This is a genomic window from Dubosiella newyorkensis (assembly GCF_001945605.1).
Taxonomy (GTDB): Bacteria; Bacillota_I; Bacilli_A; order Erysipelotrichales; family Erysipelotrichaceae; genus Dubosiella; species Dubosiella newyorkensis.
Genome location: NZ_MPKA01000034.1, coordinates 26,786 through 38,758, shown reverse-complemented (window position 1 = coordinate 38,758; position 11,973 = coordinate 26,786). Strand labels below are relative to the sequence as shown.

11 protein-coding genes are annotated in these 11,973 nt (G+C 39.7%); 6 read left to right on the top strand and 5 right to left on the bottom strand.

What is annotated here, in order from left to right; translation table 11 throughout:
• The coding region (locus BO225_RS12260) for a hypothetical protein (RefSeq protein ID WP_198936074.1) at window positions 1-181 on the top strand (181 nt) is incomplete at its 5' end.
• A 40-nt stretch (window positions 182-221) separates the two neighbouring features.
• Here the strand turns inward: BO225_RS12260 and plsY are convergent.
• Window positions 222-845, bottom strand: coding sequence for a glycerol-3-phosphate 1-O-acyltransferase PlsY (gene plsY, locus BO225_RS01205; RefSeq protein WP_076340465.1), 624 nt, complete (start codon window positions 843-845; stop codon window positions 222-224).
• 199 nt (window positions 846-1,044) lie between these two features.
• Between plsY and parE the strand changes: the two genes are divergently transcribed.
• From parE to BO225_RS01185, 4 genes are read left to right on the top strand one after another with little or no spacing between them, the layout of a single operon-like run.
• Window positions 1,045-2,979: a DNA topoisomerase IV subunit B gene (gene parE / locus BO225_RS01200; RefSeq protein WP_076340464.1), complete on the top strand. Its 1,935-nt coding sequence runs from the start codon at window positions 1,045-1,047 to the stop codon at window positions 2,977-2,979.
• Window positions 2,976-5,465, top strand: coding sequence for a DNA topoisomerase IV subunit A (gene parC, locus BO225_RS01195; RefSeq protein WP_233120264.1), 2,490 nt, complete (start codon window positions 2,976-2,978; stop codon window positions 5,463-5,465). Before parE ends, parC begins: the two co-directional genes overlap by 4 nt.
• On the top strand, window positions 5,458-6,363 hold the full coding sequence (locus BO225_RS01190) for a DMT family transporter (RefSeq protein WP_076340463.1): 906 nt from the start codon (window positions 5,458-5,460) through the stop codon (window positions 6,361-6,363). Before parC ends, BO225_RS01190 begins: the two co-directional genes overlap by 8 nt.
• 4 nt (window positions 6,364-6,367) lie before the next feature.
• Window positions 6,368-6,589, top strand: a complete 222-nt coding sequence (locus tag BO225_RS01185) for a YneF family protein (RefSeq protein ID WP_076340462.1) — start codon at window positions 6,368-6,370, stop codon at window positions 6,587-6,589.
• A gap of 158 nt (window positions 6,590-6,747) precedes the next feature.
• On the opposite strand, the gene BO225_RS01180 is transcribed toward BO225_RS01185, so the two are convergent.
• From BO225_RS01180 to BO225_RS01160, 4 genes are all read right to left on the bottom strand, one after another.
• The gene (locus tag BO225_RS01180) at window positions 6,748-8,343 is read right to left on the bottom strand and encodes an ATP-binding cassette domain-containing protein (protein WP_076340461.1); all 1,596 of its coding nucleotides are present in this window, start codon (window positions 8,341-8,343) and stop codon (window positions 6,748-6,750) included.
• Between the two features lie 291 nt (window positions 8,344-8,634).
• On the bottom strand, window positions 8,635-9,414 hold the full coding sequence (locus tag BO225_RS01170) for a hypothetical protein (RefSeq protein ID WP_076340459.1): 780 nt from the start codon (window positions 9,412-9,414) through the stop codon (window positions 8,635-8,637).
• 34 nt (window positions 9,415-9,448) lie between these two features.
• On the bottom strand, window positions 9,449-9,799 hold the full coding sequence (locus BO225_RS01165; protein WP_076340458.1) for a hypothetical protein: 351 nt from the start codon (window positions 9,797-9,799) through the stop codon (window positions 9,449-9,451).
• 248 nt (window positions 9,800-10,047) lie between these two features.
• A complete protein-coding gene (locus BO225_RS01160; RefSeq protein ID WP_076340457.1) occupies window positions 10,048-10,971 on the bottom strand; it encodes a hypothetical protein in 924 nt (307 codons plus the stop codon).
• 108 nt (window positions 10,972-11,079) lie between these two features.
• Here BO225_RS01160 and lgt point away from each other — a divergent pair, with 108 nt between their 5' ends.
• On the top strand, window positions 11,080-11,844 hold the full coding sequence (gene lgt / locus BO225_RS01155; protein ID WP_076340456.1) for a prolipoprotein diacylglyceryl transferase: 765 nt from the start codon (window positions 11,080-11,082) through the stop codon (window positions 11,842-11,844).
• Window positions 11,845-11,973: the final 129 nt, after the last annotated feature.

Genomic DNA, 11,973 nt, shown 5'->3' with positions numbered 1-11,973 from the left:
TCCACAGGAACGTTTTCACGGACTTACTGCATCTGAAGTAAGAGAAGCTGCAAAAGCAACCGATGAACCGGTACTGTATCCAATCAAAGAGAATAAACGAATCAAAAAATACTGGGAAGGTATAGATAAAAAAAAGGCCTCTTTAATAGCAAGTGCTATTAAAGAGGCGGATCTCCAGTAAATTATTTCCCGTGTCTACTTGACAGGGTGCTGATCATTGTTTACATCCAGGTGATCTTTCTTTCTTCTCCATTTTGGATCGCTCGGATATTTTTTAAATGCCGATAGATCACTAAGATCGCCATGAGCCAGCAGGCGATAATGACTAAAATGTTCTGAACATTCATTGACCACAATGTGGCGGTAATAAAAAGGGTACCACAGACTATACCGCAAATACTGGCGAGCGAAACGAATTTGAATAAATAAAGAACGATAAAAAACATCAAAAATGGAACTAAAAAATAAAATGTGTCTTTGAAGACAAAAATACTTGTTCCCAACAAGAAACCAAAAACGGTACTGACCGCTTTTCCGCCATGGAAGTGTGCAAAGATCGGATAACAATGGCCAATACAGCACATGAATCCTGTCCATGTCGCGGCAGCTGGCGAAATCAAGCTCGCAATACCAACAGCGAGCACGACTTTTAAAACATCGCATACGATCACGGCGATCCCCGCTTTTTTTCCTAAAACCCGTCCAGCATTGGTTCCCCCAAGATTGCCAGAACCATGATTGCGAATATCTGTATGGTAGAAAATTTTGCCGATAATCAAGGCAAATGGGATCGATCCTAGAAGGTATCCCAATAATAAACATAAGATCGTATATAAAATCAACATTAAATTCACCTCGCATTTATTTTAGCATATTCGCTTTAGAGAAAAGTAAGAAGCGCTAGATAAATTGAAAAAACCAAAAATTCTGTAATTCTATTCTTTATAAGATAAAAAATAGTGTATAATTGGAATATTCACTGGAAATATTTGAATTTTTCAGAATGTCTATTCTATAATGGGCGAAGTTTAGGAAGGAAAAGATATGGCACAAAATCAATATAACGAAGAAAGCATCGTTGTCTTGGAAGGACTGGATGCGGTCCGTAAAAGACCAGGAATGTATATCGGATCTACGGATTCCAAAGGTCTTCATCATTTGGTGTGGGAAATCGTCGATAATGCGATCGATGAAGCGCTCAATGGGTATGGACATGAAATCTCGATCACATTAAAAAACGACGGGAGCGTTGAAGTCGAAGATCATGGTCGTGGAATGCCTGTTGGAATGCATAAAACAGGGATCAGCACGCTCGCTGTTATTTTTACGGTGCTCCATGCTGGTGGAAAATTCAGTTCTCAAGGTGGCTATCACAATGCGGGAGGGCTGCATGGGGTCGGCGCCAGTGTCGTCAACGCGCTTTGTGAATGGTGTATCGTGACTGTTCATGATGGATCCTCGATTTGGCAAATGCGATTCGAGGACGGAGGCAAAGTGATCGGTCCTCTAGAAAAAATCGGCACGAGAAAAAAAACAGGAAGCACAGTTCGTTTCAAACCCGATCCCAAAATTTTCAAGCAGACGCACTTTTCCTTTTCAAAAATTGCGGAACGAGCCCAAGAAGATGCTTTTTTATTAAAAGGGCTCAAAATGGTCGTTAAAGACGAACGAGGCAGCGAGCTGCGCGAACATGTTTACCAATACGAAGACGGATTGAAAGCTTTTGTTGAGGAAGTAGATAAAGATATGGAAGGGATGCATCCGACCGTATCCTTCAGCAAGATCTACAACAAGATCAAAGTCGAGGGCGCCTTTCAATATACAGACCATTATCAAGAAAACATTTTTTCGTTTGCGAATATGGTTCGGACCAAAGATGGGGGTTCTCATGAAACGGGAGCTAAGCTTGCCTTTACAAAAGCCTTTAACGAATATGCCCGTAAAAATGGTTTTTTGAAAGAGAAAGAAAAAGGTTTTGATGGCAGCGATGTTCGAGAGGGGCTCACTCTAGTATTGAATTTGACCATACCAGAAGAACTGCTCCAATTTGAGGGGCAGACAAAAGAAAAATTAGGAAGTCCTGAAGCGAAAAACGCCACCGAAGCGGTCGTGACTGAATATCTTCGCTACTTTCTTGAAGAAAATCGTGAATTAGCCAATGTGCTTTGCGCAAAAATCCAACGCGCTTCTCAAGCAAGATTAGCGGCAAGGAAAGCGCGCGATGAAGCGCGAAAAGGGAAAGGGAAAGGAAGAAGCGAGAAAATATTGAGCGGCAAGCTCGCGAGTGCTCAATCAAAAGACGCACGAAAAAAAGAATTGTATTTAGTGGAAGGGGACTCGGCGGGAGGAAGCGCCAAGCAAGGACGGGATTCAAAATACCAGGCGATCCTTCCTCTTCGTGGGAAAGTTCTTAACACGGAAAAAGCGAAATTGGATGCGGTCGAGAAAAATGAAGAGCTCAATACGATCATCCACGCTTTAGGGGCGGGAGTCGGCTCTGCTTTCTCGCCACAAGATTCAAGCTATTATAAAGTAATCATCATGACGGATGCCGATGACGATGGCGCTCATATCCAGAACTTGCTGCTGACATTCTTTTATCGCTATATGCGTCCTTTGATCGAAGAAGGAATGCTGTATATTGCGCTTCCTCCTCTTTATCGGATCGCAAAAGGTAAACAGGAAGAATATTTGTATACCAACGAAGAATTGGAAGAGAAAAAGAAAGAATATGAAAATGGATATACTCTGACTCGATACAAGGGACTTGGCGAAATGAATGCCAATCAATTGTGGGAGACGACGATGAATCCACAAACAAGAACATTGATCCAAGTGACGATCGATAACGCGCGAACCGCCGAAAAACGAGTAAGCGAGCTCATGGGGGATCGAGCGGATCTAAGAAGGACTTGGATCGAAGAAAACGTCACTTTTACTCTTGAAGATGACTACAGCAAGGAGGTCAGTCAAGCGTGAGCAAAACGAAAGATGAAGCATTTTCTCAAGAAATCAAAGGAATCCGTCAAAATACGCTAGAAGACATCATGGCGGAGCGATTCGCGCGATATTCTAAATATATCATTCAAGAGCGGGCGCTTCCGGATGCTCGAGATGGTCTAAAACCGGTTCAACGGCGTATTTTATTCGCCATGAACGAAAGCAAAAATACGTACGATCGTTCGTATCATAAGTCTGCTAAGACGGTCGGAAACGTTATTGGTAACTATCATCCGCATGGGGATGGTTCGGTATACGATGCGATGGTGAGGCTTTCGCAAAATTGGAAGACGACGATCCCTCTTGTCGATATGCAAGGAAACAATGGTTCGATCGACGATGATCCAGCAGCGGCTATGCGATATACAGAAGCTCGTTTGTCGCATCTAGCCAATTTTTTATTGGAAGATATCGATAAGGACACGGTAGAATGGACGCCCAATTTTTCGGATGAGAAAATGGAACCGACCGTCTTGCCAGCCCGCTTTCCTAATCTTTTGATCAATGGGATCGCAGGAATTGCGGCAGGATATGCGACGAATATCCCACCACATAACCTCAATGAAATCGTTGAAGCCTGTATCTATCGTTTACAGCATCCAGATTGCGATCTGGATTCTTTGATGAAAATCGTTAAAGGTCCGGATTTTCCTACAGGCGGGATCGTGATGGGGATCGATGGGATCCATCAAGCTTTTTCAAGTGGGAAAGGAAAGGTGATCATTCGTTCTAAGACGCATTTTGCGAAGACGAAAACGATCAAGCAAATCGTTGTCACCGAGATCCCATATGATGTGATTAAATCGTCGCTTGTAAAAAAAATCGACGAGATCCGGATCAACAAAAGCATCGATGGGATCTTAGATGTTCGGGATGAAAGCGATCGAAATGGTCTTAAAATCGTGATCGATCTCAAAAATGATCAAAATGAACAACTCGTCTTGAATTATTTATTGAAAAATACGGATCTGCAGATTTCCTTCAACTACAATATGATCGCGATCGTTCATAAATCACCTGTTCAATTGTCATTGATCCAAGCGTTGGATGCCTTCTTAGATCATCGCGAAGAAGTCGTTCTTCGAAGAAGTAAATATGACTGGAAAAAGAAAAGCGACCGGCAACATATTTTAGAGGGTTTGATCAAAGCTTTATCTGTGCTTGATGAAGTGATCCACATCATTCGAAAGAGTAAAGATAAAAAAGACGCGAAACAAAATTTGATCGATCGTTTTGCGTTTAGCGAGGCGCAAGCAGAAGCCATCGTATCGATGCGTTTGTATCGTTTAACGAACACAGATGTCCTGGAATTAAAAAATGAACTCAAAGAGCTAAAAAAAGAAGTGGATCGGCTCCATATGATCATTACCGATAAAAAGGTCAGAGATCAAGTTTTGATCGCAGAATTTAAAGAGATCAACACTCTTTTTCCAACGAAGCGCCGTTCGATCATTGAAAAAGAAGTGGAAGAGATCGTGATCGATCCGCTTGCGATGATTCCAAGCGAACAAGTGATGGTCTCGATCAGCCAAGATGGGTATGTGAAGCGAAGTTCGATGCGTTCCTACAACGCAAGCACAGAACCGCTTTCTGGACATAAAGAAGAAGATATCATCGTCAGCCAGGGGGAAGCGAATACACGGGAAACGTTGTTGTTTTTCACCGACCGAGGGACCTATGGATATATTCCGATCCATCAAATCGAGGAGAAAAAATGGAAAGATATCGGAACCCATCTTTCGAACTATCTTCGTATAGAAGCCAATGAAAAGATCATATCCGCCTATATTGTGGATGTCTTTAGAGAGGATGTACAGATCGTGATGGCGACTCGTTCTGGATTTATCAAGCGCTCTTGCTTATCTTCTTTCGAAGTCAATCGGATGAATAAGGAAATGGTATGCATGAAAGTAGGAAGCGAAGATGCTCTCATCCAAGCTGAGATCTCGTATTCGGATGTCGATCAAGTGTATCTTGCTAGTCTTCAAGGCTTTGGCTTGCAGTATTCGATCTTAGATATTCCAGAAACAGGATTGAAGACAAAAGGGGTCAAGGGAATAAATTTTGCAAGCCAAGATCAATTAGCCGCTTTTGCGCTTTCTCCTATTGCCCAGCAATGGATCGTCTTTTTGAAAGAGGGAAAAATGAAGCGAATGCATGTGGATGAATTTGCGAAAGCTTCAAGACCAGCAAAAGGGAATCGACTTTATAAAGCGATCAAATCCAATCCTGGCCATATTTTGACGCTTCTTGACTGCGAAAAGGACCATATTCTTTATGAAGAAGATGAGAAGAAAGTGATCAAAAGTCACGAAGTTCCGATCATGAACGCGAGTCAAACGTATTCTTTGCCATATGGTCCTCTTCAAGGAGAACAATGGATCAAGGAAATGCCGAAAATCAAAGAAGGGTTATGGGAAAAGAAAGATCCATATATTCAGGAGTTACTTTTTAAAGATGAATAAGAAAGAGTGGGCAAATATTGCCTGTTTGTTGACAGCGATGATTTGGGGATTTGGTTTTATCGCAACGGCAAGCGCCTTAGAAACCTTTCCTTTTTTCACGACTTTAGCGCTCCGCTTTTCGGGAGCTTCTCTTTTGTATTGGATGATCTTTTGGTTCTTTAAGCCATCGATCTCTAAAAAGGGATTGTGTTATAGCGTGATTTCTGGCTTCTTTCTTTTTATGGCATTCACATTGCAGACGATCGGACTTAAAAATTCTGATGCAGGAACCAATGCGTTTCTAACGTCTGTCAATGTCGTATTGGTTCCGTATTTAATGTGGATGCTCTTTCATAAAAAGCCAAGAGGGATTCAATGTCTTGCCAGCTTCCTTTGTCTAGCTGGGATTTTATTGATGTCTTGTTCCGAACAAGGCCTTCGTTTTCGAAATGGCGATTGGTTTTCGTTAGGATGTGCTTTTTTCTTCGCGTTTCAAATCATCGCGAACGATAAAGCTTCCAAAGAGGCGGATCCGATCGCTGTGAATGCTTGTCAAATGAGTGTAGCCGCGCTTCTTTCGATCCCATGCGCTTTGATGGTGGATTCATGGCCGGAAATCGTTTCGATCAAGGCGGTTTTAAGCATGGCCTACAGCATTCTTTTTGCGACGGGTGTGGCTTATTTCTTGCAGACGTGGGCGCAAAAGTATACGGACGCCTCGAGTGCGAGCTTATTGTTGTCGACAGAATGTCTTTTCGCGAATTTTTTTGCGATCTTAGTCTTCCATGAGGTTAAAACGTGGACGATGTATCTTGGCGGAGGCTTGATTTTCGTATCGATTCTTCTTGTGGAAGCGAAAGGTTTGCGGTTGTCAAACCCTTTAAAAAAGAGTAAAATATCGAGTGAAGAAATGGGGTAACTATATGAATTTCTGGTCTTCAGTAGGATTCACGCTCGTGGGAGCACTTATTGGTGGGATCCTTACATTCTATTTCACTCGTAAAAAATTCGAAAAAGAATTAAAGGAAAACCCTCCGATCAATGAAAAGATGATTCGCGCTATGTTCCTGCAGATGGGACGTAAACCAAGCGAGGCGCAGATTCGTCAGATCATGAAATCCGTGAATGCAAATTCGAAACGATAAAACAATCAGCTTTAGAAGTGGAAACACTTCTTTTTTTGTTTCGAGTTTTAAGGTCTAATCTATAGATACCTAAGATAATCATATTTTTAAGCGATCATGCGCAGATATTATTTAAAAAAGCAGAGAAATTCTCTGCTTAGTATAGGCATAGTTCGCTATCAGTTGTTTTTCTTCAAGTCGATCGTTTGTAGACATAGAGTGTTTATAGCTGGATTATGGGATGAGATGATCAAAGTGATATGATAACGTTCAATAAATTGTTTGAGACGATCAATCATCAAAGATGTCGTGACTTCATCGAGGGCGCTTACCGGTTCGTCAAGTATCAGAACATCAGGCTTACGAATAAGCATTCGGGCGATCGATACTCGTTGAGCCTGCCCAAGACTTAATCCATTTTCATCATCGACAATCTGATCTTGATGTTCATCAATAATGTTCTGAAGGATACAAGTATACAAGATCTCATCAAGATCGATTTTGGAAAACGTATCTCCCAATGTGATATTTTCAAGAATAGACATTTTGAAAATCTTCGGTTTTTGGTCAACCATCAAAATGTGTTGTGAATACCATTTTCGGGAAAACATTGAGTTTTCTGTTTCATTGAACAAGATATGGGTATTTCTTCCACCTTGGACTCCCATCAACAACTCCATCAATGTACTTTTTCCTACCCCGCTAGGTCCGGCAATTTTTGTATGTTGACCACGCAGGATCGAAAAACAAAGACCAGTCAGAATCACTGAAGAATCAGGATATTGAAACTGTTCGATCTGGATATCGGTTTTTTGGATAGATCCGAACGAATCAACAACTCTCCTGTCTTTTTGATGTTGTATAAAAACTTGTTTGATCGCTTCTTGAAGAGTATTGATCGTATTTTTTTGGGTCCTTGTTTCTGCCAGCTGCATGATCGGTTCCTGAATCAAAGAAATCAGCGCGTAAGTGGAAAGAATTTTTCCGGGCTCCATCCCCTCTAACGACATGAAGATCAATCCGATTCCAGCGCCTAAAAGAGGAAGAGCTCGAGAAAGGACAGAATAGATCGTGATATACTGTGTAGAAAGATTTGCTTGTTTCTTTTCAATCGGGATCAGTCGATCATTTAGTACCTTTCTAAAACGCAAAGAGAAATAATCTTCTTTATTTAAAAAACGGATTAGCCGATGCATTGTGATATCTTCGTGGAGAACCTGAAAGAGATTGTTCTTTTCTTTATAAACTTTCTGGGTATTGTCTGCGATTTTTTTTGACAATATACGAGTGAGCACAAAACAAAATCCAATAATGGCGAATAGGACAAGGGCTAGTCTCCATTCGTTAATCAGCAAAAAAGCAGTACCAACCGTCAGCGCAATGCTTTGATAGAGAAAAACGACCGGAAATATCGCTTTTTGTTGACCTAGAAGACTGATTTCATTTTGAAATAGTGACATTAGAAAGGCTGTAGAGTGCTGGTCGAAGAAAGAATGATCCTCTTTCATAAGCTGAGTTTCATATTGAATGATCAGCTTTTTCTTGCCTAGTACGGGTAGCAAATTAAATCCATATTGAGAGCACAAACCACAAAGTATCATTCCGCTCAGTAAACTTAAAAAAATTAGTAGGTCTTTTTGGTCAATTCGATGGCCTGCGATCAAACGATCCATAAAGATCTGGATCGCCTGGATGAATCCGTATAAACACAGCAAATCTAGAATAGAAAAAAACAAGGTGAATATTTGTATTCTCCGAATATTAAGCACTTTCATGTTTAATTCTCCGAATCAAACAACGCAAACACTATTTCACTGAAATCATCAATCATTTTCTTTCTATTACATCGATAGTTTGGATTTTTTATATATAATAAGGGGCATTTCTTACTAAATATATACTGACAAGCAACATTAACAATATTTGTCTTTAAACTATCGCCGATAAAAACTAATTCCATTTTTCTTTCCTCCTTACAATTTGATTCTAAAAGAAAAAAATGAATAGGAAAAAAATTGAACGGAAAAAAATAAAACATATAAATTATATGATTTTATAAAAAAAGTTTAATCAAACTGTTGATGGAACATATATAGTTTTGTCCTGTTTCCTGTATTTTCGCTGATCCATTCCAGTTCATCGTGAATCAATCGGATGATGATATTTTCTGGATAAAACTCTTTGATTTCTTTTCGGCAAATGTTCCATAAGTAACTTTCGAGGATAGAGAAAGAACTGTGCGAAAATTTCATTTTGAAATATGTGTATAAGTGTTGATATGCGACTGGATAATCTTGGATGTTGTAACGACAAAAAACTTCTTGACTAAATTCTATTTTGGGATCATGCATATGGGCAAGAAACAAAATAGCAGGAAAAAAAGTTTTTTGGTTTTTGATCTCTTCTTCAAAAAGCAGCTGGGCTCGATCATAATCGTTTTGATTGTAGGCATGAAAAGCGCAAATATGGATCCAATCCTCTCTGACCAAAGGGAAGGAAGGATCGTTAGAAAGAGCTTGAGCTTCCAAATCAAAATGGCGAGGGTCAATTTGGTGAAGCAAAATTAGTTTGGCAATCCGGATCTTTGCTCGATCGATCGGGAGAGTAGCAGAACGTAATAAAGATTCGCACAAAGCGACAGCTTGATAATAATGCTTGTTTCGAATAATCAGAAACAGGTAATCGATCTGATTGCGAATCGTATGGAAATGAAGACGGCTTTGAATATAGTCAGACATTGCAGAAGGAGGCATGCTTTCAAGAACGTCAATGATCCTGTTCATGATCACTTCTCTGATCGGCGATTGGACAATTTCGTAAATCGCCAGTAATTCAGGAACAGACATAGCGGAATCCTTAAAAGCAATATACTTTAGCCGGTCATAGACCGAATGGGAAGTAGAATAATAGTTGATCAATGAATCTAGAAGCTTTTTTTTCGTCGGGGTCTCTATGGATGAATGCATCTTCCATGAGTTTCTCAGTATGAAAAAGCTTCGTCTGCTCTCGAGGATCATAAGGATAAATAAGATTCAATTTTGCTAAAAGAGAATCATAAATCTCACTTTCCTTTAATGGGATTTTTCTAAGCTTGACATAGGTGGCTTTAGAACAAATGGTTTCGATAAAGCATTCGATTTTAAAAGAAGGATTTTTCTTAAACTCTTTCTTTCGTAAAAAATCGATGGCTTTTCCAACCTGTACTTTTTCATCTTTTGGAATATCGATCATTAAACCACCATCCTTCTCCACGATTATATCATTAAACTGTTGCATCCAATTATAAAATCTTATAATAATGTATTCTTTAACTTATAGATAAAAGAAAAACATCCCTAAAATCCATTGTTTCAAATTATGAATATAAAAAAAGTGGTTCACATCCACTTTCTTTGTTGAAATAAATTTTAAAAATGAAACAACAGCAAGCTTCCATCGAGATCGTTCCTATGAAATTGTCGAATTTCGCGCCGATTCATTTACCGTGTGATATTAGAGTACGTATCGAGCGGCAATAAAAACAGATCTTTCATAGAAGAAGCGCTCATATTCGTTAATACGTTTTCCTGATCAAGATTAGGATTCCAAAATAACGGGATCCTTTGCCACTGGAAAAAATCAAGCTCTTCGATCTTAAGATCGATCGCATAATTGATCGGAAGAGCAAGTTCTTCTTCGCTGCAAGCCTGCATCGAGCCTAAGCTATTTTGACAGCTCTTTTGATCAAAAGAGCTTAAGTGCTTTCTCACTAGAAGTGAATGATGACTCGGATCGATCTGCAACAAGCTGAATCCATTTTTATCTTTGATCAAGATCGTGGATATATTCTTGAGAAGGTCCACATTTTTCACGGGCCCAAATTCAGGGATCGAATAGGCGAAGCTCTCCAAAGCAACAAGTCCTTTTTCGCTTTGAGAAGGATCGATCACAACACCCTGGATCTTATTTTGATCAAGCGCATCGAATAACTCTTTCTTTGAAGAGAAAGAAATACGTTCAATATTTGAAAACAGAGCAGAACGTTCCTCTAATTCCTTCTCATCTTGGCTAAGAAAGCCAATCGTATTTAATACAGGATCTTGGGTTTTTGCGTAAAGCGTACGAATTTCAAATTGGTTTGCTATACTTGGTTGCAAAACTTTCAGTTCTTGGTCTACAATGTAAAGACGTGAAATGAACACACTGATCAAGATCAGGATCAATCCATAAAAAATCCATGCGATCTTATGATTCTTGGCGAAAAGAAGGATCGTAAAATCACTTAAAACGACTACGATAGAAACTTGTAAAATGGTAAGACCAGGAAACAGCGAGGATCGAAGCATCAAGATCAAAGCGAACAGCGAATAAAGAAACAAAAAGATACCAGCATATAAAATAGACGATCGATTGTTTGAATGCATAATAGACTCCCTTTCTAATAATGATACGTAAATCGAAGAGGAAATAAAAACTGCTTGCTTTATAAATTCAATTCTGTAAAATTTGAATCATCGAAAAGAGGTGAATCAATGTATAATGATTTATTTACGATAGGACCATTCACGGCCCATACATATGGACTGTTTTATGTGATCGGTATAATATCCGCATTCTTTGTTACCGAAAAAAGAGGAAAAAAACTCGGTATCGACATATCTCATCTAGAACCTATGGCGATCTTTTTCGTGATCACAGGGTTTATCGGAGCCAAACTGCTTTATTGTATCACACGATTTCAAGAAGTTTTGCAGGATCCAGCGATCTTGTTCGATCTAGTGAGTGGTTGGGTCGTATATGGAGGAATCCTTGGAGGATTGCTTGGAGGCTATCTTTATTGTAAAAAGTATCATCTTAATTTTTTAGAACAAGTCGATTTGATCATCCCTTCCGTCGCTTTAGCCCAAGGGTTTGGCCGATTAGGCTGTTTCTTTGCAGGATGCTGTTATGGAGTAGAGACCCATCTTCCGATTGGACTTGTCTTTCCAGAAGGCTCCCTCGCTCCAGCGGGAATCCCTTTATTTCCGACGCAGTTGATTTCTTCAGCTTTTGACTTCTTGCTTTTCTTCGTATTGATCTGGCTAGTCAAAGAGAAAAAGAATACGTTCCATGGAGAAGTTGGCCTATGGTATTTGTTTGCGTATAGTATAGGACGATTTATCATCGAATATTTTCGAGGCGATCTTGTTCGGGGGGAAATTGGAAGCTTTTCCACATCGCAAATCATTTCGTTGCTCTTGTTCGCAAGTGCGCTGATTTTATGGTTTATATTAAAAAAGCGAGAAAAGAGGGATTAAACCCTCTTTTTCTCTGAGTTCATGATAAAATAACTCCGTTCAATAAGGGGAAATTGGTATGCAAACTCAAAGAACCCGACAGTGGTTTCTTTCTTTTCTTTTTTGTATTTTGGGCTTTGTCGTTTTCGT

Excerpts from the sequence above, each read along its gene's own strand:
- lgt (WP_076340456.1), top strand. The coding sequence starts at position 11,080 with ATGTATAATGATTTATTTACGATAGGACCATTCACGGCCCATACATAT.
- BO225_RS01190 (WP_076340463.1), top strand. The coding sequence starts at position 5,458 with ATGAATAAGAAAGAGTGGGCAAATATTGCCTGTTTGTTGACAGCGATG.
- BO225_RS01180 (WP_076340461.1), bottom strand. The coding sequence starts at position 8,343 with ATGAAAGTGCTTAATATTCGGAGAATACAAATATTCACCTTGTTTTTT.
- plsY (WP_076340465.1), bottom strand. The coding sequence starts at position 845 with ATGTTGATTTTATATACGATCTTATGTTTATTATTGGGATACCTTCTA.
- BO225_RS01160 (WP_076340457.1), bottom strand. The coding sequence starts at position 10,971 with ATGCATTCAAACAATCGATCGTCTATTTTATATGCTGGTATCTTTTTG.
- BO225_RS01185 (WP_076340462.1), top strand. The coding sequence starts at position 6,368 with ATGAATTTCTGGTCTTCAGTAGGATTCACGCTCGTGGGAGCACTTATT.
- BO225_RS01165 (WP_076340458.1), bottom strand. The coding sequence starts at position 9,799 with ATGATCGATATTCCAAAAGATGAAAAAGTACAGGTTGGAAAAGCCATC.
- BO225_RS01170 (WP_076340459.1), bottom strand. The coding sequence starts at position 9,414 with ATGTCTGTTCCTGAATTACTGGCGATTTACGAAATTGTCCAATCGCCG.
- parE (WP_076340464.1), top strand. The coding sequence starts at position 1,045 with ATGGCACAAAATCAATATAACGAAGAAAGCATCGTTGTCTTGGAAGGA.